We start from the raw sequence: 23,396 nt of genomic DNA, 5'->3' as shown, positions 1-23,396 counted from the left end.
CCACGGACCCGTGCCGGGATCGCCGCACACGCGGGCGGCGGTGCGCGCTCCGCCGGCAGGCTCGGTAGCCTGGTCAGGTGAACCGAGCCGTGACGCCGCGCCGGGCCGGGAAAGGCGAAGCGGCCGAGCCGGACCCGCTGACCCGCCTGGAGGCCGGGCTCTCGGCCCTGGTCCGCTGGAACGAGAGCAAGCACATCCGCACCGAGCTCGCCGTCCGAAGTGGCCACGATCTGCCGCCCAGCGAGTGGCGGCTGCTGGAACACTTCGACCTGGCCGCGCCGATGCGCATCTCGGACGTGGCCGATTGCCTGCGTGTCGACGTGTCGACGGTGTCACTGCAACTGCGTCAGCTGCGCCGCCTTCAGCTGGTCGAGGCGGTCCCGGACCCGCGCGACAGGCGGGCGACGCTGATCGCCATCACGCCGGCGGGCCGCAGCGCCCTGGCAACCGTGCGGGCCGCGCGGCGGGAATTGCTGGCCGAGGTCTTCGCCGCCGTGCCCCCGGAGGAGCTAGGCGCGGCGGCCGACGTGTTGCTCGTCGTGCAGGACCACATGCTCGCCGGCATGCGGGGCGTTCCCGATGCGGTCACCACCGACTGACCCGGGCCCGCCGATCAGGACCGAGCCGTGGGTGCGGACCACGCCCTTGCCGGCCGCCTTCGCCTCGTACAGGGCGACATCGGCCTGCTCCACCAGGTCGAGCGGCTCGTGCCGGCCGCCCACGCCGACGGTCGCGCCGACGCTGCCGCGGGCGGTGATCACGGCGACGCCCACGTCGATCGGCTCGGTCAGCTGGTGCAGGACGCGCAGGCCGATGTCGTACACCTCGCCCGGGTCGTTCAGGTGGGGCAGCACGACGGCGAACTCGTCGCCACCGAGGCGGGCCACCGTGTCGTCGCCGCGTACCCCGGCCCGCAGCCTCGCCGCCACGCCGACCAGCAGCGCATCGCCGGCGGCGTGGCCGTAGGTGTCGTTCACGGCTTTGAAGCCGTCCAGGTCGATCAGCAGGACGCCGGTGAGCCCGTCCGGGCCGGCCGCGGCCAGCTCGGCCTCGGCCCGCTGCTGGAACCCGGCCCGGTTGGCCAGCCCGGTCAGCGGGTCGTGCGCCGCCTGGTGGGCCAGTTCCGCACCGCGGCGGCGCAGCTCGTCGGCGAGTCGCTGGTTGACCCGCAGGTTGAGGAACTGCCGGACCAGCACCAGGGTGGCGGTGGCCAGCAGCAGCCAGAACAGGGCCGCGGTGAGGCTGCCGGTGTGCAGGTAACGCCAGGCGGCGACGGCGAACGCGAGGCTCACCGGCAGGTACGGCAGCAGCAGCCACCGCCCCGCCCGGTGCGCCTGCTCGGTGAACGTCTCCGGTGGCAGCGGCGCCCGGCTGGCCAGCGCGGTCAGCAGCCCGGCGATGACGTAGCCGGCGCCGACGCCGGTGGCGTACCACGGCAGCTGGTGGGCGAGGTTGTGCACCGCCAGGAGCATGGTGGCGGCGAACGCCAGCAGGCCCAGCGCGAGCAGGGTCAGCGCGGTGTCGCCGCGGTGGGACAGGCTGCGGGAGAGCAGCACGACCGCGTACGCCGCACCGATCAGCTCGGGCAGCAGCACCGAGACGACGAGCGGGCCGCTGAGCCCGGGCAGCCGCGCCTGGGCCGGCTCGATCACGAACTCCCACGCGAGCAGGAACAGCGCGCCGGACACCGTGGCGACGTCGAGCAGCCGGGACAGCCGGTCACCGTGCCCGGCCCGGCCGGCGCTGCCCAGCAGCACCAGCGCGACCAGGGAACACAGCGCCGCGCCGACCGCCAGCAGCTCGTCGAGTGACGCGTCGGCGGACAGGAAGACGTCCACGGTGTCGACCACGCTGGAGGCCGACCACAGTCCGGCGGCGGCCGCGGCCAGCGACCACGCCCAGCGCTGCTGCCCGCGCGACGTCCGCGCCTGCCGGCGGTGTCCGAGCGTGGTGACCAGCGCGATCAGCGCCAGCAGGACGTTGTCGGCCACCACGCCGGTGCGCGAGCCGAGCAACGGCAGCAGGCCCTGCACGGCCAGGCCGGCCGCGATCGCCGTGCCCGACTTCCGTCCTACTCCCCGCATGGTCCGCCCTCCACCCGGCAAAGTTCGGACCTTTGCCGGGCAACCTGAGGAAAGTGGCGCCGCGACCCGAGCCTCAGGTCGTCTTCACGCCGGCCACCATCAGCGTCGGCGTCGGCGATCCGCCCGGCGGTTCCACCGAGACACCGACGACGGAGGGCGCGGGCATGCCGTCGACGATCTGCACGGCCGTGGTCTGGCCGACGGCCAGCACGCCCTCGGAGACCGGGGCGCCCGACCGGACCGTCCACAGCTGGAAGACCCGGCCACCGGTGGGCGGGGCGTCCGCGGCCATCATGATCACCCCGGAGTCGCGCAGCCGGGAGTACGCCACGGTGACCTTGCCTCCGCCGGCCAGCACCTGGTCGCGGAGCACCACGTCGGGGGCGGCCAGGATGCCACGGACTTCGGCCTCCCGGGCGCGGGCGGCTTCGACAGCGCTGTGCTCGTCGCGTACGCGAAGCTCTTGAACGGTGAAGACGGTCGTGCCCGCGCTGACCGCCGCGACCACAGCGGCGGCCGCGGCGATCCACCGTGACCGATGAGACCGCCGGGCGCGGCGCGGCGTGGCGACCGGGAGCTGGCGGGTCGTCGCGACCGCGGCCAGGACGTTGTCGCGCAGCCGTGGCGGCGGCACCGACCAGGTGCCGTCGGCCAGCCGGGCGGCGGTCTCGCGCAGCTCGGCGGCCTCGACCCGGCACTCGTCGCACTCGAGCAGGTGGCGGTCGACGGCCGCCCGTTCGAGGTCGTCGACGGCGTCCAGCGCATACGCGCCGACCAGCGAGTGGATGTCGACGCTCATGCCGGCACCTCCACGCCCAGGCAGTCGCGCAGCCGGATCAGGCCGTCGCGCATCCGGGTCTTCACCGTGCCCAGCGGGGTCCGCAACAGCTCGGCCACCTGCGGATACGAGTGGCCCTGGTAGTAGGCCATGGTGACCACCTGGCGCTGGAGGTCGGTGAGGTCGTCCAGGCAGTGGCGCACCTGCTGGCGCTCCAGCCGCCCGGACACCTCGTCGGCCACCGCGTCGTAGGGGGTGTCCAGCGACGCCGCGCCGGCCCGCACGGTCCGCTCGGCCGCCGCCTGCTCGGCGCGGACCCGGTCGACGGCCCGCCGGTGCGCGATGGTGAACACCCACGCGGTCGCCGACCCGCCGTCCGGGTCGAACCGGGCCGCGCAACGCCAGACCTCGACCAGCACCTCCTGGGCGACCTCCTCCGCCTGGGCGGGGTCGCGCACCACCCGTCTGACCAGCCCGTACACCCGGGGCGCCACCAGGTCGTAGAGCCGGGCGAACGCCTGCTCGTCGCCGCGGCCGACCGCCCGCAACAGCCTGTCCGCGTCCACCGGTGCCGCCGGTCCGGGCACCGGGGCCAGCCGCCCCGCCCGGTGACTCACGTCGCGCTCCGCCATCAAGATCCGTCCTTTTCGCGTGCAGCTACACCGAGGATTCGGAGCCGTCGGCGGACCGGATGGGTCACTTCTGCGAGGTGTTTTCCCCGGCCACGGTCACCGGGTACGGCCGGGCAGGCGCACCCGCACGACGGTGCCGGTGGGCTGGTTGTCGTCGAGCGTGATGGTGCCGTGGTGACGGCGCACGATGGCGCGGGCGAGGCTGAGCCCGAGACCGCTGCCGGAGATGCCGTGGTGCCGCACGTTGCTGCCGCGATAGAACCGGTCCAGGGCCTGTTCGTGTTCGGCGCCCGGGATGCCGATGCCGTGGTCGGCGATGCTCAGCTCCACGAGGTCGCCGTCCCCGTGCAGCCGGACCCGGATCCGGCCGTCCGGCGGGCTGTAGGCGACGGCGTTGGCGAGCAGATCGTCGACGACCTGCCGGAGCCGGGCCGGGTCCCCGGTGACGTACAGGTGCTCGGGCAGGTCGGTGTCGATCGGCCGGCCGGTGGCGGTCACCGCCTCGGTCACGAGCCCGGCGAGGTCGGTCCGCCGGACGCTCAGCGGGATCTGGCCGGATTCCAGGCCGGCCAGGTCCAGCAGGGTGTCCACGATCTCCTGCACGACGGCGGTGTTGCGGCCGACCGCCTCGATCATGTGCTGGTGGTCGGCGTCGAAGGCGGCCGACTCGTCGGCGAGCAGACTCGCGTTGGCGGCGATCGACGTCAGCGGGGTGCGCAACTCGTGGCCGACCAGGTCGATGAAGTCGTTCTGCGCGCGGGCCAGTTGCCGGGCGAACTGTTCCGAGCGGCGCAGCGCCAGGTGCAGACCGATCTGCGCGGCGATCCCGTCGAGCAGCACGGTCAGCAGGTCCTCGTGGAACTCCGGGGTGCCGGCGTAGCAGGTCAGCACGCCGAGCAGCGTGTCGCCCTGCCGGACCGGCACCGCGAGGACGGTCCGGATGCCGCGCTCGTGGCAGATCCGGATCCGCTCCCGTTCGTACGGGGTCGGCCGCTCCAGCCGGGTCACGTCGGGAACCCAGAACGGCCTTCCGCTGTGCCAGGCCCGGCCCGTGATGCCCTGCCCGCGCACCGGGACGTGCCCGAAGAAGCCGTCGTCGCGGACATCGGTGGCGTCGTAGTGCCCGGCCGAGCGCAGCTCACCGGTCAGCTCGTCGATCAGGAACAGTTCGGCGCAGGGCCAGCCGAGCGCGGTCGTCACCGCGCGCAGGATCTCCGGTACCGCCTCGGCGGGCGAGGCGGCGGTGCGCAGGGCCTGGTCGACCTCCTGGTGACACACCCGGAAGCGTTCGGCGCGGCGCACGGCGGTGACCTCGTGGGCGACCGCCACGGCGCCGAGCAGCGTCCCGTCGGCGCCGATGATCGGCTGAGCGGTGGTGGCGAACCGGCGGGTCCGGTGACCCGGGACGACGGCCAGCACGTCGGCGTCGACGACGCGCTCGCCGTGGAAGGCCCGCATGAGCGGGGTCTGCTGCCACGGCATCGGCCGCAGATCGGGATAGCGCAGCATGTCATGGAGCGTCGCCGGATAGTCGACCGGCAGCTTCACGTCGTCGGACCAGCCCCTGACCTCGCGCAGGGCACGGTTGAGCAGCACCACCCGGCCGGTCTCGTCGCAGGCGGCCACCCCGACCGAGAGGCTGTCCAGCAGCGCGTTCAGGAAGCTGCCGTGCCGGTCAGCCAGTTGTTGCGCGGCATCACGCTCGGACAGGTCGGTGAGAAAGACGCACGCCAGGGCGCCCGCGGCGCTGCGGACCACGGACAGCGACGCCTGGACCGGCAGCCGGTGCCCGTCGCGGTGCCGCATGGTCAGGCTGCGCAGCACGGGCCGGCGCGGCGCCGCCTCGAACAGCCGGCCGAGCGCGAAGTCGATCGGCTGCCCGTCGTAACCGGGCAGCAGGCAGTCGTCCAGGTGCCGGCCGCACACCTGCTCGGCGGTGTAGCCGAGCAGCCGGTGAGCGGCGCGGTTGAAGCCGGCGACGATGCCGTCCGGGTCGATGGCGAGGAACGCCTCCTGCATGCTGTCGAGCAGCGCCGCGGTGTCCAGGCCGGCCACCGCGTCCGGGCCGGCGGAGCGGTCCGCGTCGCGCAGCAGCGCGGCGACCTCGGTCAGGGTGGTCAGCTGCTCGGCCGTCCACGGCCGGGCCACGGTGTCGAAGACGGTCAGCGACCCGAGCGGCTGACCGGCCGCGTCGCGCAGTGGCACCCCGGCGAACGCCCGCATCCCGAAACTCCGCACCAGCGGGTGCTCGCGCAGGTCAGGGCTCTTCTCGGTGAGCAGGTCGGCGGACCACACCGGCCGTCCGCGGCTGACCACGTACTTGCAGACCGAGTACGTCAGCGGCGCCCGGCCCTCGCCGGTCAGCTCCGCGGGCAGGTCGTGGACGCCCGCGAAATACTCCTGCACGTCGTCGACGAGCGTGACCGCCGCCATCGACGCGGTCAGCAGCCGGGCCGCCAATCGGGCGATCGCGTCCATCGGCGGCGGCGCGGCCGGCCACCGGCGGCGGGCCATGGCAACCGCGGCCAGCCGGGCAGGATCGCGCAGCACTGCCTCGTTCAGTTCAGCCACGGACGGGCTAACGAGCGCCCTCCCGATGCGTAACGATCTTGATCACGAACCGTGCCGGTCAGCCCGCCAGCGCGGCGTCGGCCGATCGAGGGTTCTCGGTGGGGCGGCCGAAGTAGTAGCCCTGCGCCAGCTGGTAGCCGAGCCGGTGCAGCTCGGCAGCCTGCTCCGCGGTCTCCACGCCCTCGGCCACGGCGGACATGCCGAGCCCCTCGGCGACCTTGATCAGGGTGGCGGCGATGACCGCCGGGCGCCCGCCCGCGGCGACCTGGTCGACGAACGACTTGTCGACCTTGAGGGCGTGCGCCGGCACGGTTTGCAGCAGGGTGAGCGAGGAGTGCCCGGTGCCGAAGTCGTCCAGGGCGATCCGGACACCCATCTCGTCCAGCCGGTGCAGCGCCTCGACGGAGCGGCCGCTCTCGAAGACGGCGGTTTCGGTCACCTCGACGGTCAGGGACGCGGCGGGAAGCCCGTTGACGGTCAGCGCGTCCCGGACCGTGTCGACGAGCCCGGGGCGGGCGAGCTGGCGGGCCGACACGTTGACGGTGACCCGCGGGGGTGCGCCCGAGCCGGGCTCGGCGCGCCAGATCGCCAGCTGCCGGCACGCCTCGCGCAGGATCCAGGCGCCGAGTTCCACGATCGTGCCGTCGCGTTCGGCGACCGGGATGAAGTCGGCCGGGCCGATCACGCCGCGTTCCGGGTGGTGCCAGCGCACCAGCGCCTCCACGGCGACCAGCCGGCCGGTGGGCAGCTCGACGATCGGCTGATAGACCAGCCGCAGGTGCCCGGCGTCCATCGCGGTGCGCAGCTCGGCGCCGATCCGGGCGTCCTCGTCGGCGCCCCGGTCGAAATCCGCGACGTACCAGCGGTACGGCTCGCCGGCCCCCTTGGCAGCGTACATGGCGACGTCGGCCCGGCGCAGCGCCTCCGGCGGTTCGGTGAACGGGCCGGTGTCGGCCAGCCCGATGTTCGCGCGGATCAGCAGATCGTGCCCGGCCGCCCGGATGGGCTTCGCGAGCTGCTGCCCGATGCGCTCGGCCATCCGGGTCGCGGCCTCCGGGCTCGCGCCCGGCATCAGGAAGGCGAACTCGTCGCCGCCCATCCGGGCGACCGACGCGAGGTCACCGGCGGCGGCGGTCAACCGCCCGGCGACCTCGGCGAGCAGCTGGTCGCCGACGTGGTGGCCGAGCTGGTCGTTGACCTTCTTGAAGCCGGTCAGGTCGAGCAGCGCCACGCAGCACGGCCCGGTCGTCAGGGCGGCGCGCAGCAGCGTCTGGAACTGGCGCCGGTTCGCGAGTCCGGTCAGTTCGTCGTGCAGCGCCAGCGTCTCCAGGTCACCGGCCTGCTTCTGGATCTGCTTGAGAAATCCGGACATCCGGGCGGAGATGAGCAGGAACAGCACCACGGCGCCGGCGGCGGCCACCATCCAGTCGCCGCGCCGGCCGGAGACGCCGGGCAGGAACAGCAGGCCGGGGGCGAGCAGGGAGCTGGCGGTCAGCAGCGCCTGGCGGCCGCGGCGCACCTGCACCCGGCCGGCCGGCGACGTTTCGGCACGCCGGGCCGCCATCGACGGGTGCAGCGCGGCGGCGCCCCACAGCACGTAGGAGGACATGAAGAGCGCGTCGACCGGACCGCCCTGCTCGACGTTGATGAGCTCGCCGAGGGTGGCGTAGGCGACGTCGGCGCTCAGCAGCGCCACCGCCGCCGCGCCGAGCAGCCGCGCGCTCGGGTGGCCGGCGCGGGAGCCGGTGAACAGGCCGGCCAGGATGGCCAGCAGCATGACGTCGGCCGCCGGATAGGCGGTGTTGATGACGCGTTCGAGCAGCGTCGCGGCGGACGCGGTGGCCGCCGGGTGCAGGATGAACACCCAGAACACCAGGCCGGTGCCGGTGGCGACGATGGCCGCGTCGAGCACCGCCCGGGGGTCACGGTCGCGGTGCTGGTGGACCAGCCGGACGAACCCGGCGACCAGAAGCGGGTAACTGCTCAGATAGAACACGTCGGCGAGTGACGGGAACGGCTCCTGATGGAGCACGTACACGTAGTAGTTCCAGACGACGTCGCCGGAGACCGACATCAGCTGGCCGGCCGCGAACAGGTACCAGATCGCCGGGCGCTCCGGCCGGTGCAGGCGGACGCCGACCAGCATGAGCAGGGCGTAGGTGCAGCCGATGGTGGGGTAGACGATGCTCTGCGCCACGCCGCCGGAGGACAGCAGGTAGTAGCCGCCGACGACCACGACCCCGATCACCAGGGCGACGCACCACAGGCGGTGCGCACCCTCATGGTCGCGGCGTCGAACGTTCACCCCGGTGATTTCGGCGGCGACGGGCCGCGGTTAAGTCTGACGGTTCGCCGGCGCCTGTGAAGAGCCACACTCTGCGATGATCAACTTTTCTTCGTGGAGGGCTGTCGTGCGGCAGAGACTCAACCTGATCCTGCTCGGCGTGCGGGACGTGGCCGCGTCGGTCGCGTTCTACCAGGCGCTGGGCTGGCGGCGGGCGGCGGCGGGCTCGGACGAGTTCGCGCTGTTCGAGCTGGGCGGGGTCGCGGTGGCGTTCCAGTCCCGGGCGGCGTTCGCGGCCGACGCCGGGCTGCCGGACCGGGGGCCGGGCGGGTTCGCCGGGTTCGCGCTGGCGTACGTGGCGCGCAGTGCCGAGGAGGTCTACACGGTGATGACCAGGGCCGCCGAGCTGGGCGCCACCGTGACCCGCCCGGCCGGCCCGAACGCGTGGGGGCACAGCGGCTACTTCACCGACGCCGACGGTCACCTGGTCGAGGTGCTCTACGAGGACGGCTGGATCTTCGACGAGAACGACGACCTGGTGCTCTGATCCTCCCGGAGCTGCTCCAGTCGCGGGGTCAGGGGCGAGCCGCGGCGGCGGGCGTGGCGCAGGACGTCACCGACCACCGCCCGGCCCACCGGCAGCCGGACCTCGTCGGGCGCCTCGCAGGCCAGCAGGGCTTCGCCGGCCCGGTCGACCTCGCCGGCCTGCAGGTGCGCGCGGGCCAGCGTCACCTGGTGGGTGGCCCGCTGCCCGGGGGTGACCGCGGCCAGGTCGGCGGTGTCCAGGGCCAGGTCGGCGCCGATGCTGCGCAGGCTCTCGCCCAGTTCGACGGCGATCGCCACCCGGCGCATCCGGACACTCGTGCGGTTGAAGCCGGTCCCGTACCGGTTCGCGTCGGCGGCGACCGTGCCGGCCAGCTCGTCGGCGTCCGCCAGCAGCGCGTAGGCCCGGCCCGCGTCACCGATCCGGGCGGCCGCCACCGCGCCCTGCCCGAGCAACGCGCCGCGCACCGAGGTCGGGCCGGGCCCGGTCAGCTCCGCCGCCTTGATCCGGCCGGCGGCCAGCACGCTCAGCTCCAGCGCCGACGCCGCCCGGCCCAGCGAGGTGAGCACCGTGGCGCCGCAGCCGGCCGCCGCGCCCAGCAGCAGGTCGTCCTCACCCCGCTTGGCCGCCTCGAAGGCCCGGTCGGCGGCGAGCCGCGCCAGCTCGTACAGCCCGGCCTTGACCAGCACCATCGCGGCGATCTGATAGGTCTGGCTGAGCAGCCGGGCCGCCTCGGCCGCGTCCGGGTCGCCGCCGCGGGCGCCGTCCGAGGTGGCCGCGTCACGCAGCAGCCGGGGCACGGTCCGCATCAGCCGGGCATACTCGGCGTGCTGGTAGGTCCGCCACGCGGCACGGACCGTCACCGCCAGCTCGGCCAGCGACACCGGCGCCGACCGGGCCGGGAACAGGCGTACCGGATCGCCGGTGACCTCCAGCGTCGCGTGCAGCCGCTCCACCGTGTCCTCGTCGACGAACCCGGGGTCCGGCGGGCCCTGCGCGTCGCGCCCCATCAGCAGTTGCAGGTCGATGCGCAGCAGGTCGGCGACGTCACGGGCGTCCTCGATCGTGTCCAGCCGGTCGAGATCCTGCTCGACCGCGATGACCCAGGCCAGGGCCCGGTTCAGCCGGTAGGCGACGGCCTTCTGCGACATGCTGCGCCGCAACCGCCACAACGCGACCCGCTCCCCCGGCGGCAGCAGGCCGCGGCTGTCGTCGGCCAGGTGCCGGTCCGGTGCCGCCCGCGCCGCGGCCAGACCGTCGAGCAGCACCTCAGCGGTGAGCGCGTCGGCACAGGCCCGGGACCGCACGCCGGACGCGGCCTGCCCCGGCTCGGTCAGCAGATAGTCGTCGACACCGGTCTCCGGCTCGGCCAGGCCGTCGCGCAGGCCCAGCATCTGCTCGCTGAGCTCGTCCTGCAGCTCCCACCAGGTCGCCGCCTCGGCCCGCGTCGTCGGCCGGTCGGCGCCGCCCGGCTCCAGAACCGGGACCTCGCCGGTCTCCGCCTTTCCTGACACGCCGTCCGTGGGGACCATCGCCACCGCCTTCTCGTGTCGCGTCTGCCCACGCATACCGGACATATGCCCGCTCGGTTGAGAAGCTCTCATCTTCGTCAATGGGTCGGCCCGGGCGTCGCACCAGCCGTGCGATCCCGGTAGGCAAGCGCAAAATTCCCGGGCATCTCGCCGCTTTCCGGTCCAGGTCATCCGGGCTCACGACGGCTTTCGCGTACGCCCGGAGCGCTCCCCGCCTCGTCGAGGCGGGGAGCGGCCGCACTCAGCCGCCAATCGCGAAGGACGGGTGCGGTGGCTGGTTGTACGCCGTGTTCTGCCAGGCGACGGCCTCGCGGTACATCCGGTCCTGCATCAGCGACGGGCGCGAGATGCCGGTGCTGTCGGTGGTCGAGTAGATCCGCAGCCGGGTGTTGTCGGTGGTCGGCCAGATGACCTCCTCGCGCCAGTCGCCGAGGATGTCGGCCTGCAACGACGGGGTGGCCTTCGTGCCGTTGTTGGAGTGCACGCCACTGGCGGTCAGCAGCCGGGTGTCGGCGCTGGTGCCGTACTTGTCGATGTGGGTGCCGTCGAGCAGCTCCCGCTGCGCGTCGCCGTCCCACCAGATGACGAAGTTCGTGCTGGACGGCTTGCGGCCGATGTTCTGCCCGGACGTGGTGAACAGGCCGGAGACCGCCGACGACCAGGACTCGGCGCCGGGACTGCCGGCGTAGATGTCGTCCGAGACGCCGCGGCCGTTGTCGCAGCCGCAGGAGGCGTTCGACCAGATGATCGACCCGGTGCGGGCGTCGGCCATCCAGGCGGCCAGCTTCGTGGTGCCCTCGTCGACCTTGAAGATCTCCAGGCCGGGACGGCTCGGGATCAGATCACCGACGTGGTACGCGTCGCCATGGCCCTGCCCGTTGACCCACAGCCCGTAGCCGTTGTCGTCGACGGCCATCGCGCCGTACAGGATCTCGTCCCGGCCGTCACCGTCCACGTCGGCGACGGAGAGCTGGTGGTTGCCCTGCCCGGTCCAGGCGGAGCCGTTGGTGGACGAGTTGCTGTCGAAGGTCCACCTGCGAGTGAGCGCGCCGTTGCGGTAATCCCAGGCCACGATCACCGAGCGGGTGTAATAGCCGCGGGCCATGACGATGCTGGGATAAGACCCATTGAGGTACGCGGTCCCGGCCAGGAACCGGTCCACCCGGTTGCCGTAACTGTCACCCCACGACGAGACGGTCCCGCGCGGCACCACGTAGTCGGCGGTCGCCATCGCCCTGCCGGTCTGCCCGTTGAAGACGGTCAGGTACTCCGGCCCGGACAGCACGTACCCGGACGAGTTGCGGTAGTCCGCACCGGCGTTGCCGAGCACCGCGCCGGTGCCGTCGGTCGTACCGTCGGCGGTCTTCATGACCACCTCGGCCTTGCCGTCGCCGTCGTAGTCGAAGACCTGGAACTGGGTGTAGTGGGCGCCGGCCCGGATGTTCCGGCCCAGGTTGAGCCGCCACAGCCGGGTGCCGTTCAGCCGGTACGCGTCGATGATGACCGGCCCGGTGTAGCCGGACTGCGAGTTGTCCTTGGCGTTGGACGGGTCCCACTTGAGGACGATCTCGTAGGCGCCGTCGCCGTCCAGGTCGCCGACCGAGGCGTCGTTGGCCGAGTAGGTGTAGGCGACGCCGTCCGGGGTGGTGCCACCGGCCGGCACCTGGATCGGCACGTCCTGGTAGGCGGCGGCGAGTGCGACGGTCGGGGTGGCCGCCGCCAGCGAGGCGGTCTCGACGCCGTCGACGACCGGCTTGACCGTGTAAGACGCGCCGGCCGGGGCGCCGGCGTCGGTGAAGTTGGTGCCCTTGGTGATCGGGGCGGTGGTCAGCCGGGTCGAGCCGCGGTAGACGTTGAACGCGACACCGGCCGGGTCGGAGGCCAGCAGCCGCCAGGACAGGAAGTTGCCGGTCGAGGTCCGCAGGCTGATCAGGCCACGGTCCAGGGCGTCGACGGCCGGGGAGGCCGCCTTCGCCGGAGCGGCGCCGGCGGCGGTGGGGACGGCACCGGGGGTGAGTAGGACGGCGGCCACCGACAGGCCGCTCAGGAGTTTGCGTCGCATGGGGGATCCCAACGTGGTTGAGGACGGGACGCACCGCTACTGAAGCGGTTAATCCCGGGACCGTAGCACTCAGAGCCACCCAAGCCATAGACGCAGACCAATTCCTGAAATGATTCATCGGGGCGGTTGCCGCCTCGTCGAGTGCGGGACCGCGGCTGTGGGGCGTGCCACGAGGACACGACCACTCATGTCTGGCGTGTTACGGTCCGCTGCCCGGATCGGCGGTCCCCGTCACCGGCGGGAGCGACCGAACGGAAACAGACGGCCGATGACACTGCCCCTCGTCACCACCTGGCGCCGGTGGAACCATCCCGCGCTGCTGGCCGGCGTGCTCGCCGGCGTGCTCAGCCTCGTGTGGGCGCTCTGGCTCGCCCGCGACGCCGGTGACCTCGCCGCGCAGTACGCCTGGACCTCCTTCGTCCGCCAGCACCCCGGGTCGGCATACAACCTTTCCTGGTACGGCGGCATCCACCCGGCCTCGTACAGCGTCGTCTCGCCGTACCTGATGGCCTGGCTCGGCGTGCGTACCACCGGCGTCCTCGCCTGCGTCTGCGCGGCGGTCCTCGGCGCGCTGGCCATCGTGCGCTTCGGGGTACGCCGCCCGCTGCCGCCCGTGGCCTGGCTGACCGTCGCCGTCTGGTCCAACCTCGCCGCCGGGCGGGTCACCTACCTGCTCGGCATGGTGTTCGCCCTGGCCGCCACGATCCTGGCGCCGGCCGGAACCGACCGGCGGCACCGCCCGGTGCTCGCGGCGCTGCTCGGCACCGTCGCGACGCTGTGCAGCCCGGTCGCCGGGCTGTTCATCGAGGTGCTGGCCGCCGCGCTGTTCCTGACCGGCCGGCGCCGCGACGCCTGCCTGCTCGCGGCCGGACCGCCGGTGGTGATCGCGGCGACGTCGCTGCTCTTCCCGTTCTCCGGCGTGCAGCCCTTCCCCTGGTACGCCGCCTTGGCCACCTTCGGCGCCGCCGTCGCCGTCGCCGTGCTGACTCCCCCGGCCTGGCGCACGGTCCGCGCCGGCGCCTGGGTCTACGCCGCCGGCGTCGCCCTGACCTGGATGCTGCCCACCCCGATCGGCAGCAACGTCGAACGGCTCGCCCTGCTGGCCGCTGCCGCGGTCCTGTTCTGCGCCGCGCCCCTGATCGGCCGCCGCAGTCGCATGGTCACCGCCTACCTGGCGGCCACCGGATTGGCCGCGTGGACCCTGAGCCAGCCGATCGCCGACCTCTTCCACACCTCCCCGGCGAGCGCCGCGACCGCCGCGGCAGACGCCCGGCCGCTGATCGGCGAGCTGACCCGCCTGGGCGCCCAGCGCGGCCGGGTCGAGGTGGTGCCGCTGCGCACGCACGAGGAGGCGTCCGCCGTGGCGCCGCACGTGCAGCTGGCCCGCGGCTGGAACCGGCAGGCCGACGTCGAACGCAACCCGCTGTTCTACGACGGGACGCTGACCGCGGACTCGTACCGCACGTGGCTGCACGACTGGAGCGTCACGTACGTCGTCCTGCCCGCCCGGGAACCGGACAGCTCCGGCCTCGCCGAGGCGGCGATCATCACCGCCGGGCAGACGTGGCTGCCGCTGGTGTGGAGCAACGCCGACTGGCGCGTGTACCGGGTCGCGGGGTCCGATCCGCTCGCCTCGGCGCCCGCGACCGTCGTCGCCGCCGGACCGGCCGCGCTCACCGTCACCATGCCGCGGGCGGGCCGCACGGTGCTGCGGATCGCCTGGTCACCGTGGCTGGAGACGAGCGGGAACGGCTGCCTCGTCCAGAACGGCTCGTGGACCGAACTGGTCGCGCCGGACGCCGGCACCTACACCATCGAGGCGCGCTACGCCTTCGACCGGGGCACGCCCTGCGCGGTCGCCGCCTCCGGCTGACCCCGCGGCGGCAGCCCGTTTCGCGACGCTGCCGCCCGCCGTGGCGGTCGCGCACTCGCGCGACGCGGCTGCCCGCGGTAGGGGATGCGAACCTGCCGGCGCAGGTGGCAGGTGACCCCGCCTGGGGTGGCCGCGATCCTGCCCCGTCACCTCGGAGACGCTGCCTGCCGGGCCAGCGGACAAGTCAGCGCAAGGCGACCGCGACGCTGCCGCCACCCCCGGCACGCTCGGCGCCGGACCGACGGACAGGTCAGCGCGACGCTGCCCGCCGGCCCCGACACGCTCGGCGCCGATCCGACGGTCACGTCAGCGCAATGCTGTCCGCTGACCCCGACACGCTCGGCGCCGAGCCGACGGACAGGTCAGCGCAATGCTGCCCGCCGGCCCCGCCACGCTCGGCGCCGGACCGACGGTCACGTCAGCGCGATGCCGCCCGCCGGCCCCGACACGCTCAAAGCCGAGCCGACGGACACGTCAGCGCAATGCTGCCCGCTGACCCGGGCACGCTCGGCGCCGATGAACGGGTCAGCGCGGAGTGACCTCGATGCTGCCCGCGGACACGCTGGGCGCCGGGCCGGTGAACGAGGCAGCGGGGCTGGCCGCGGCGCTGCTCGCCGCTTCGGAGGCGCTGGGCGCCGGCCCCGCCGTGGACGACGGCGACGGCGCGGGCGGCGAGGTGCCCGGCGTCACCTCCGGGGCAGGAACGCCGACGCTCGGCGAGGCCGGCGCGGCAGGCGGCGTGGATGCCGGATCCGCTGGCCGCAGCAGGGCGAACGCCGTGATCGTGACCGCCGCGGCGGCGACACCGGCGGTCAGCGGCAACCACCACCGGACCAGGACCCCGCGACGCTCCGCGCGCGCCGGCGCCGACGCCGGGCGCAGGTCCTGGCTGGTGACGGTGGCAGCCCGAGCGGACAGGGCCCGGCGCAGGCGGTGCTCCAGATCGATGTCGGTCATTTCTCCCCCAGCTGGGCGCGTAGCAGCGTCAGGGCGCGGTGCGCGGTCGACTTGACGGTTCCGGTGGTGATCCGCAGCGCGTCGGCGATCTCCCGCTCGGACAGGCCGGACCAGTAGCGCAGGACGATGACCTGCCGCTGCCGGGTGGTGAGCCGCCCCAGCGCCTGGATCACCTCCCGGTCACCCGCTCCGAGCAGGGCCTCGTCCTCGGCGGCCGGGGCCGGGTCGGGGCGGGGCGGCAGATAGGCGCGGGCGATCCGGCGCCGCCGCAGGACGGATCGGGCCGCGTTCATCACGGCGGACACCAGGTAGGCGTTCGCGTCGGAGACGGCGTCCAGTCCGGCGCGGTGACGGCGGTAGAAGCGGGTGAAGACGTCCTGGACGATGTCCTCCGCGGTCGGTAGGTCGTCGACCATGAGCACGGCCAGGCGGACCAGCGGCAGGCGGCGCTCCCGGTAGAGCTCGTCGATCGCGGACGCCGCGGGCGCCGCCGTGGCGGCAGAGCCGAGGGCGGTCCCTCGGAGCCAGCGCAGCAGCGGCGTGGGCAACGGCAGCACGAAGATCACAAAAGGCCTCGCGGGGTGCGTCGGGGTGGTGGGCGGAGCGCCGGCCACCGTGGCGGCCGGCGCGCGCACCTCAGGAACCGGTCCGGGTCGAGGGGCTCGGGGCAGCGGTGGGCTTGCGGACCGAGGCGGACGGACTCGGCGCGGCGGTCGGCTTCCGGACCGAAGAGGACGGACTCGGCGCGGCGGCCGGCCCCGAGGCCGACGCCGTCACGGCCGGGGCGGAGGGAGCCGCGACCGAGGCGGAAGGCGTCACGGCCGGCGCGGAGGGAGCCGGCACCGAGGCGGAAGGCGTGGCGGCCGGGCCTGGCGACGCCGGCACCGAAGCGGAAGGCGTCGCGGCCGGCACCGGCGCGGGGGTCGCATCGTCGGCGAAGGCCGCTGCGGCGAACACACCACCGACGCCGATGACGGCAACGGCTCCGGCGGCGACCGCGAGGGTCCGGGTGGATCTGCGCATCTCAAGCTCCAGCACTAGTCAGTCGGTGCACTGTCACCTGGGAGGACGCTTCGGCCCGGAAAAGGTTGGCGACTAGGACGTGACCTCCGTCACTGCTGGCGCGATGCCTCACCGCGGGATCATACGGGGCCCGCGATCACTCGAAGGGCGGTAGCGGACTGTTCGCCGGACCCTGGATCACCGCGCCGTCGACGGCGAAACGGGAGCCGTGGCACGGGCACTCCCAGGCGGTCTCCGCCTCATTGAAGCTGACGATGCAACCCAGATGCGTGCACCGGGCCGACCGGGCATGCACCTCACCGGCCGCGTCCCGATAGGCGGCGCACTGCTGTCCGCGGATCCGGACGACGGCGCCGCTGCCGGGCGCGATGTCGTCGATCGAGTCGACGTGCGACGACCGGACCCGGTCACCCACGAAGTGCCCGGCCACCTCGGCCTGCGCCTTGAGCATCGTCCCCGCCTCGCGCAGCAGCCCGAGCCGCCGCGGATCGTAGAGCCCGGCCCACTCCGGCGCGTCACCGCTGATCAGCGCGGCCAGCAACTGCCCGGACAGCACCCCGGAGCTCATCCCCCAGCCACCGAACCCGGTTGCCACATAGACGTTGTCGCTGCCCGGACGATACCGGCCGATGAACGGCACCCGATCGGTCGTGCTGTTGTCCTGCGTCGCCCAGCGGTAGACGATCCGCGCGTCCGGGAACCGCTGCCCGGTCCAGTCGACGAGCCGCTGCCACCGCTCGGCGGCATCCCCGTTGCCCGGCGTGAAGTGCTCGCCGGTGACGATCAAAAGACGTTCACCCTTACGGTACGGCGTGGTCCGTACCGAACGGGTGTTGTCATCCGGGGTCAGGAACGTCCCCAGCGGATCCTGCCCGGCCGGGATCGCGGCCGCGACCACCAGCTCACGGCGCGGCTGAAGCCGGGCGAACAGCAACGCCCGGTCGAAGACCGGGTAGTGCGTGGCGATCACGACGTGCCGCGCGGTGACGGTGTGCCCGGCCTCGGTGGTGACGGTGCACGGGTCGCCCTCGTGCAGGCCGGTCGCGCGGGTGCGTTCGAAGATGCGCCCACCCTGACGGGTCAGGTCGCCGGCCAGCGCCAGCAGGTATTTGCGCGGGTGGAACTGTGCCTGGCCGTCCACCCGGACCGCGCCGGCCACCGGGAACGGCAGCCCGGTCTCGGTGACGAAGGTGGCCGGCAGCCCGGCGGCGGCCGCGGCGGCCGCCTCGGCGCGGACCTTCTCCAGGGTGCCGGCGGATTCGGCCCAGGTGTAGGCCGGCACCCGTTCCAGCTCGCAGTCGACACCGAGCCGCGCGGTCACCTCGGCGACCCGGTCCACCGCGGCCTGCTGCGACCGGGCGTACTGCTGCGCGCTGACCTGGTCGAACGTGGTCCGCAGGTCGTCGTAGATCAGGGTGTGCAGCACGGACAGCTTCGCGGTGGTGTACCCGGTGACGCCGGTGGCGATCCGGTCCGCCTCGACGAGTGCCACCCGGTGCCCCGCCTCGGTCAGCTCCCACGCCGTGCACAGCCCGGCGATGCCGCCACCGATCACCACCACGTCGGTGTCGAGATCCTCGGTCAGCCGCGGGTAGGCGGTCGGGGCGGTGGACTCGATCCAGTAGGACTCCTGCGCGCCTGCCAGCATGCCCGCGGGCTACCCGTAGCTCCCGTGAGTAAACACCGGCACCTCCCCTAAAGCGTCCTAGGAGGCTAGCCTGACGCCGCCCGGCGGGTCTGGCCGAAATGCCGTATTCCTACAAAATGTAGGAGTATGTTCTGTCCTCATGCCGCAATCGCCGACAGCCCTCGACACCGTCGCCAAGGTTCCTGCCGTGACGCTCGAGTTCTGGATCGTCAAGGTCCTGGCCACGACACTCGGCGAGACCGGCGGCGACTCGCTGTCGATGTCGATGGGTCTGGGCTACTTGACCAGCACGTTCATCTTCGCGGTCGCGTTCGTGGGCGCGGTCGCCCTGCAGATCCGGGCGGAGCGGTTCAACCAGTGGGTCTACTGGTTCACCATCGTGGCGACCACGACGCTGGGCACGACGGTCGCCGACTACGTGGACCGCTCGCTCGGCATCGGTTACGCCGGTGGCACGACGATCCTGGTCATCTGCCTGCTGGCGTCGTTCGGAGTGTGGCGGGCGGTCACCGGCTCGATCGCGGTGACCGACATCCGGTCGCCGCGCAGCGAGGCGTTCTACTGGGTGACCATCATGTTCTCCCAGACCCTGGGTACGGCACTGGGCGACTGGACGGCGGACACCATCGGGCTGGAGTACACCGGCGGCGCCCTGCTGTTCACCGCCCTGCTGGCGGTGCTGGCCGCGGCGTACCGGTGGACGAGCATCTCGCGGACGTTGCTGTTCTGGGCCGCGTTCGTGCTGACCCGGCCGCTGGGCGCGGTCGTCGGCGACTTCCTCGACAAGCCCCTGGCCAAGGGCGGACTCGCCCTGGACCGCTACGCCGCGTCGGCCGCTCTGCTCGCGGCGATCGTCGTCATCCTCACCGTCCGCCGGCAGCATCCCGCCGCCCGGCCGCACTAGGCGGGACCTCCACCACCGCGCCCGGACCCTCTCTCCTACGCCTTGTAGGTTTGTGGACGTCCGGGCCGGGTAGATCCGGTGCCGACGGACGCCGATGGGGAGGACCGTTCATGCCCGCATTCCTCGACCCCGAGCGGCTCATCTCGACCTTCGGGGTCATCGGCATCCTCGCCATGGTGTTCGCCGAGTCCGGGCTGCTGATCGGCTTCTTCCTGCCGGGTGACTCGCTGCTGTTCACCGCGGGCCTGCTGATCGCCGCCGGCACCTACCTGAACCTGCCACTCCCCGTGATGTGCCTGCTGGTGTCGATCGCGGCGGTCGCCGGCGACCAGTTCGGCTACCTGTTCGGGCGACGGTTCGGCCCGGCGCTGTTCCGCCGGCCCGACTCGCGCCTGTTCAAGCAGCAGAATCTGGTCCGGGCACAGGTGTTCTTCGCCGAGTACGGCGCCCGCTCCATCGTCCTGGCGCGCTTCGTCCCGATCGTGCGGACCTTCACGCCGATCGTGGCCGGCGCGAGTCACATGCGGTACCGGACGTTCCTGCTCTACAACCTCATCGGTGGCACGGTCTGGGGCTGCGGCGTGACCACGCTGGGCTACTTCCTCGGGCAGATCGCGTTCGTGAAGTCGAACATCGAGTTCATCCTCGTCGGCATCGTCGTGCTCTCCGTCATCCCGATCGGCGTCGAGTGGCTGCGCAAACGCCGCACCCGGTCTCGTCCGGCGCCGACGCACGAGCCCTGACCACGCTCCTTTTTCAGCGTTCTCTCATCTGCGGCTTGGCATGGTTCGGCGGTGACGATTACCCGGCAGCCGTCCGAGTCCGCGGTCGGCGTCAGCATCCGGCACCAGGCCGCACGGCGGTGGTTGCCGGTCGCCGGGCCGGGCGTGGTCATGCTGATCCTCGGGCTGACCGCCCCGGCCCGTCCGGTGCTGAGCTGGGACGAGGTCGCGACCGCCGACGTGGCACATCGGTCGGTGGGCGAGATCTGGCGTCTGGCGCACCACATCGACGGCGTCTTCGGCCCCTACTACCTGCTGATGCACCTGTGGACCAGGATCTTCGGCGACTCGGTGCTCAGCCTGCGCCTGCCGTCGATCCTGGCGATGGCCGCGGCCGCGGCGCTCACCGGTGAGCTGGGCCGGCGCCTGGCCGGTCCGCGCGCCGGCACGATCGCCGGCCTGCTGCTCTGCGCCATTCCGACCATTTCCCGGTACGCGGCGGAGGCCCGCCCGTACGCGATCGCCTGTCTGCTCTCGAGCGTGGCACTGCTGGCGTTGTACCGCGCCCTGGACGCCCCCGGCCCACGCCGCTGGGCCGCTTACGCCGCCGCGCTCACCGGCCTGGGGCTGTTCAGTCTGGTCGCCCTCTCCGCCGTCGCCGGGCATCTCGCACTGGTGCTGATCCGCTCCCGTGACCGGCTCACACCGTGGTGCGCGGCGGCCGGCGCGACCCTCGTGCCGATGTCACCACTGATCTGGTGGGGCGTGCACCAGCGCGCGGAGCAACTGCACTGGGTCACGCCGATCACGCTGACCGCGGTCCGCACGTTCCCGGCCGGGCTCACCGGTTCGCCGCAGGTCGCCTGGCTGCTGTGGGGCCTGCTGGCGCTGGCCGTGATCCGCCCGTCGCGCGGGATCCTCGAACTGACCGTCCTCGGCCTGGTGCCGCCGCTGGTGGTGGCCGGCGCCGCGGTCGCCGGAACATCCTTCTGGGTCCCCCGGTACCTGCTCTTCGTGCTGATCCCGGTGGCCGTCGCGGCCGGCGCCGGACTGGCCAGGTATCGCCTGGCCGGCCTCGTCGCCGTGGCCGTCTTCGCCGCGGTCGCCGTCCCCGGACAGGTCGCCGTGCGCGGGCCGACGGTGAAGAACGGCAGCGACTATCGGACCCTGGCCACGACCATCAGGGGACAGCAGCAGTCCGGTGACGACCTCGTGCTCGGCACGGACCGCACGATGCGGGCCGGTCTCTCCTACTACTTGCGGCACGATCCGGGCGGGCCGCGTGACGTGCTGGTACAGCGGAGCGCGGCGCAGACCGCGACGCTGAAGGCGGCCGAGTACCCGGACCCGGCGGCTCGTCTCGCTGACGCGGCCCGGATCTGGCTGGTCGTCTACGGCCGGTCGGCCGATCCCACCGGCAGACGTCATGACCTGCGAAAGCTTCTGCATGACCGATATCGGCGCGCCGGGCTGTGGACGGTCAAGAACGCCACGATGGCGCTTTACGTCCGCACGCCGTCGCGATGAGAGCCCCGATGAAGCGGGGCCCAACCGGGCTGGCGCTCATGGCCCTATCGGGCGTCCGGATAGGGCCGTGAGCGCCAGCCCGGTCTTCGCGATGGCGGCGCGAGCCCATTTCCTACATCGGGTAGGCGTTGACTGCCGATATTCTCGGGGCGTGACGAAGGACAGGCGGCGCCCGGGCGCTCTCGAGGCGGCCGTCATGACGTCGCTGTGGGCGGCCGACGCGCCGATGACCGCGGCGCAGGTGCAGCAGCAGATCGGTGACGACCTGGCGTACAACACGGTGCAGACGATCCTGATCCGGCTGCACGAGAAGGGTGAGGTGCACCGGCGCCGGGCCGGGCGCGGGCACGAGTACTGGCCGGCGCGGGACGCGGCGACCGCCGCGGCGGCTCAGATGCGCGCCGCGCTGCCGGACGGCACCGACCGGCACGCCGTGCTCCGCCAGTTCGCCGCCTCGCTCGACCCGTCGGACGCGGCCATCCTGCGCGACCTGCTCACATGACCGTCGCCGTCTACCTTCCGCTGCTGCTGACGCTGCTGTTGGCGCTGGTCGCGCGACGGGTGGCCGGCCGTGGCGCGCCCGGACCGGCCGCGCGGATCCTCACCGTGACCGCCGTGGTCGCCGCGCTCTCGTCCAGCTGGTCGCTGACGATGCTGGCACTCACCATGCTGGACGACGTGCCGCCGCTAGCCGCGCTGGACGACTCCCCCACCGTGGAGCTTCCGGAGCCGGTGCCGGGACCGGTCGCTCTGGTCGCCGGGCTCCTGCTGCTGTGGGGCGGGGCCCGGTTGCTGGCCGACGTGCGCCGCCGGGTGGTAACCAACCGCGGATTGCGGGCCGTCGGCACGGTCCGGCACGGCATGGCCGTCGCGGACTGGGCGGAACCGATGGCGGTGGCGGTGCCCGGCACCGCCCGGCAGCCCGGGCATCTGCTGGTCACCACCGGCATCCTGCGGCTGCTCGACGCGGACGAGCGACGGGTGATGTTCGCCCACGAGCAGGCGCATCTCGACCACCGGCACCACCGGCTGGTCGCCGCGGCCGCTGCTGCCGCCGCGCTCAACCCCCTGCTCACCCCGGTCCGCGACGCCGTCGCCTACCTGGTCGAACGCTGGGCCGACGAGGAGGCCGCGGCACAGGTCGGCGACCGGCGGCTGACCGCGAAGGCGGTGGCCCGCGCCGCACTGGCCGGCTCCGGACCGAAACCGATGACCACGCTGGGCATCGACGGCGGCGCCGTGGTGCGCCGGGTGCACGCCCTGCGTCAGGCGACGCCCGCCCGGCTGCGCCGCCGCCTGATCGGTCCGGCCCTGCTCGCCGCCGGGTTCGTGACGGTCGCCGCGATCGCCACCGAGGCGTTCGTCGACCTGGCGCGCGCCTGGCTCTAGAGCCACGGCAGCCCGGCGCGGCCGGCGGCAGCCCCGAGACTGGGCAGGCCGTACACCTTCTGGAGGCCGTGCAGCAGGTCGTAGTGGGTGAGTCGGTCGGTGTACTGGCCGGGCCGGACGCCGGCGCCCGCGACGATGGTGGCGATGTGGTTGCCGTCGGTCCGGTTGTCCTCGTCGAAGGTGAGCACGAACCAGCTGTGGTGCGTCCTGGCCCAGGCCACGTACGCGGTGAAGTGCCGCCGCAGCCAGGCGTCGCCGGCGGCCTTCGGGCAGTTGTGCATGTCGTGACACAGGTTCGGGATCACGAACGACACCGTGGGCAACTTGCGGAAGTCGGCCGGGAAGTCGGTGTACGGCCGGCTGACCGACGCCGGCACGTTGCTGAAGTTCACCCATGGCGTGTGCCGCCGGACGTACCCGTCAGCTCCTGATCCGCAGCCACGCCAGCCCGGCCGGGGCAGGTCTTCGGCGTATCCCCCGAAGGTGAAGCCGGCGTCGAGCAGTTGGCGGGCCAGGTTGGGCCGGGCGCCCAGATCGTGCGGGCAATTGTTGTCGGTGACGCCCTGGGTGGACCCGGAGAACAGCGCCAGGTAGTTCGGCTGACTGGGGTGGGTCTCGGCGTAGAAGTCGCGCAGATTCGCCGAGTGCGCGGCCAGCGCGGTGATCCACGGGGTCCGCGCCTGGCCGACGACGGCGTCGTATCGCTTGTTCTCCAGGACGACGATGACCACATGGTCGGGCCTCGGCAGTCCGGTCGCGGTGGCCGGTATCGGATTGATCAGCGCCACCGTCACGGCCGCCAGCGTCGCCTGCCCGATCGTTCGCATCATGTCCGCTCCGAGGTGAGATGACCTTTCTCCTACATG

Annotated in this window: 20 protein-coding genes; 9 read left to right on the top strand and 11 right to left on the bottom strand. The window is 73.0% G+C overall.

Annotated elements, in window-relative coordinates; genetic code table 11:
* Positions 1-77 precede the first annotated feature (77 nt).
* A complete protein-coding gene (locus Aiant_RS41025; RefSeq protein ID WP_212846753.1) occupies positions 78-599 on the top strand; it encodes a MarR family winged helix-turn-helix transcriptional regulator in 522 nt (173 codons plus the stop codon).
* Here Aiant_RS41025 and Aiant_RS41020 read toward each other — a convergent pair.
* The 5 genes from Aiant_RS41020 to Aiant_RS40995 form a co-directional block, all read right to left on the bottom strand.
* A complete protein-coding gene (locus tag Aiant_RS41020) occupies positions 510-2,084 on the bottom strand; it encodes a GGDEF domain-containing protein (RefSeq protein WP_189330032.1) in 1,575 nt (524 codons plus the stop codon). The genes Aiant_RS41025 and Aiant_RS41020 overlap by 90 nt on opposite strands.
* Positions 2,085-2,157: 73 nt before the next feature.
* The gene (locus Aiant_RS41015) at positions 2,158-2,883 is read right to left on the bottom strand and encodes an anti-sigma factor (protein ID WP_189330031.1); all 726 of its coding nucleotides are present in this window, start codon (positions 2,881-2,883) and stop codon (positions 2,158-2,160) included.
* Positions 2,880-3,494 carry an ECF RNA polymerase sigma factor SigK gene (sigK, locus tag Aiant_RS41010; protein ID WP_189330030.1) on the bottom strand — a complete coding sequence of 205 codons (615 nt, stop codon included), beginning with the start codon at positions 3,492-3,494 and terminating at the stop codon, positions 2,880-2,882. Before sigK ends, Aiant_RS41015 begins: the two co-directional genes overlap by 4 nt.
* Before the next feature lie 96 nt (positions 3,495-3,590).
* Complete coding sequence (locus Aiant_RS41005; protein ID WP_229829966.1) at positions 3,591-6,065, bottom strand: sensor histidine kinase; 2,475 nt, start codon at positions 6,063-6,065, stop codon at positions 3,591-3,593.
* Positions 6,066-6,123: 58 nt separating this feature from the next.
* A complete protein-coding gene (locus Aiant_RS40995) occupies positions 6,124-8,370 on the bottom strand; it encodes a putative bifunctional diguanylate cyclase/phosphodiesterase (RefSeq protein ID WP_229829965.1) in 2,247 nt (748 codons plus the stop codon).
* A 106-nt stretch (positions 8,371-8,476) separates the two neighbouring features.
* On the opposite strand from Aiant_RS40995, the gene Aiant_RS40990 reads away from it, so the two are divergent.
* On the top strand, positions 8,477-8,896 hold the full coding sequence (locus tag Aiant_RS40990; RefSeq protein WP_189330029.1) for a VOC family protein: 420 nt from the start codon (positions 8,477-8,479) through the stop codon (positions 8,894-8,896).
* On the opposite strand, the gene Aiant_RS40985 is transcribed toward Aiant_RS40990, so the two are convergent.
* A complete protein-coding gene (locus tag Aiant_RS40985; RefSeq protein ID WP_212846751.1) occupies positions 8,848-10,425 on the bottom strand; it encodes a transcriptional regulator in 1,578 nt (525 codons plus the stop codon). The genes Aiant_RS40990 and Aiant_RS40985 overlap by 49 nt on opposite strands.
* Positions 10,426-10,666: 241 nt before the next feature.
* Positions 10,667-12,487 (bottom strand): rhamnogalacturonan lyase, encoded by a 1,821-nt coding sequence (locus Aiant_RS40980; protein WP_189330027.1) that lies wholly within the window; start codon positions 12,485-12,487, stop codon positions 10,667-10,669.
* 268 nt (positions 12,488-12,755) lie between these two features.
* Here Aiant_RS40980 and Aiant_RS40975 point away from each other — a divergent pair, with 268 nt between their 5' ends.
* On the top strand, positions 12,756-14,360 hold the full coding sequence (locus tag Aiant_RS40975; RefSeq protein ID WP_189330026.1) for a class-II aminoacyl-tRNA synthetase family protein: 1,605 nt from the start codon (positions 12,756-12,758) through the stop codon (positions 14,358-14,360).
* Positions 14,361-14,885: 525 nt separating this feature from the next.
* Here the strand turns inward: Aiant_RS40975 and Aiant_RS40970 are convergent.
* Positions 14,886-15,317, bottom strand: coding sequence for a hypothetical protein (locus Aiant_RS40970; protein WP_189330025.1), 432 nt, complete (start codon positions 15,315-15,317; stop codon positions 14,886-14,888).
* The gene (locus tag Aiant_RS40965; RefSeq protein ID WP_229829964.1) at positions 15,314-15,874 is read right to left on the bottom strand and encodes an RNA polymerase sigma factor; all 561 of its coding nucleotides are present in this window, start codon (positions 15,872-15,874) and stop codon (positions 15,314-15,316) included. Before Aiant_RS40965 ends, Aiant_RS40970 begins: the two co-directional genes overlap by 4 nt.
* Before the next feature lie 122 nt (positions 15,875-15,996).
* On the opposite strand from Aiant_RS40965, the gene Aiant_RS40960 reads away from it, so the two are divergent.
* Positions 15,997-16,416, top strand: coding sequence for a hypothetical protein (locus tag Aiant_RS40960; protein ID WP_189330023.1), 420 nt, complete (start codon positions 15,997-15,999; stop codon positions 16,414-16,416).
* Positions 16,417-16,476: 60 nt separating this feature from the next.
* Here Aiant_RS40960 and Aiant_RS40955 read toward each other — a convergent pair whose 3' ends face one another.
* Positions 16,477-17,988 carry an FAD-dependent oxidoreductase gene (locus Aiant_RS40955; protein ID WP_189330022.1) on the bottom strand — a complete coding sequence of 504 codons (1,512 nt, stop codon included), beginning with the start codon at positions 17,986-17,988 and terminating at the stop codon, positions 16,477-16,479.
* 187 nt (positions 17,989-18,175) lie between these two features.
* Between Aiant_RS40955 and Aiant_RS40950 the strand changes: the two genes are divergently transcribed.
* From Aiant_RS40950 to Aiant_RS40930, 5 genes are all read left to right on the top strand, one after another.
* A complete protein-coding gene (locus Aiant_RS40950; RefSeq protein ID WP_229829963.1) occupies positions 18,176-18,892 on the top strand; it encodes a COG4705 family protein in 717 nt (238 codons plus the stop codon).
* Positions 18,893-19,002: 110 nt separating this feature from the next.
* Positions 19,003-19,635, top strand: a complete 633-nt coding sequence (locus Aiant_RS40945; protein ID WP_189330020.1) for a DedA family protein — start codon at positions 19,003-19,005, stop codon at positions 19,633-19,635.
* Positions 19,636-19,686: 51 nt separating this feature from the next.
* Positions 19,687-21,141, top strand: a complete 1,455-nt coding sequence (locus tag Aiant_RS40940; RefSeq protein ID WP_189330019.1) for a glycosyltransferase family 39 protein — start codon at positions 19,687-19,689, stop codon at positions 21,139-21,141.
* 151 nt (positions 21,142-21,292) lie between these two features.
* Positions 21,293-21,643, top strand: coding sequence for a BlaI/MecI/CopY family transcriptional regulator (locus Aiant_RS40935; protein ID WP_229829962.1), 351 nt, complete (start codon positions 21,293-21,295; stop codon positions 21,641-21,643).
* The gene (locus tag Aiant_RS40930) at positions 21,640-22,530 is read left to right on the top strand and encodes a M48 family metalloprotease (RefSeq protein WP_189330018.1); all 891 of its coding nucleotides are present in this window, start codon (positions 21,640-21,642) and stop codon (positions 22,528-22,530) included. Before Aiant_RS40935 ends, Aiant_RS40930 begins: the two co-directional genes overlap by 4 nt.
* Here the strand turns inward: Aiant_RS40930 and Aiant_RS40925 are convergent.
* A complete protein-coding gene (locus Aiant_RS40925) occupies positions 22,527-23,360 on the bottom strand; it encodes an alkaline phosphatase family protein (protein ID WP_189330017.1) in 834 nt (277 codons plus the stop codon). The two genes, Aiant_RS40930 and Aiant_RS40925, sit on opposite strands and share 4 nt — an antisense overlap.
* Positions 23,361-23,396 lie beyond the last annotated feature (36 nt).

The organism is Actinoplanes ianthinogenes, assembly GCF_018324205.1.
GTDB classification, from domain to species: Bacteria; Actinomycetota; Actinomycetes; order Mycobacteriales; family Micromonosporaceae; genus Actinoplanes; species Actinoplanes ianthinogenes.
Note: the sequence above shows the minus strand (reverse complement) of the source record. Positions and strands in the feature narration are given on the sequence as shown.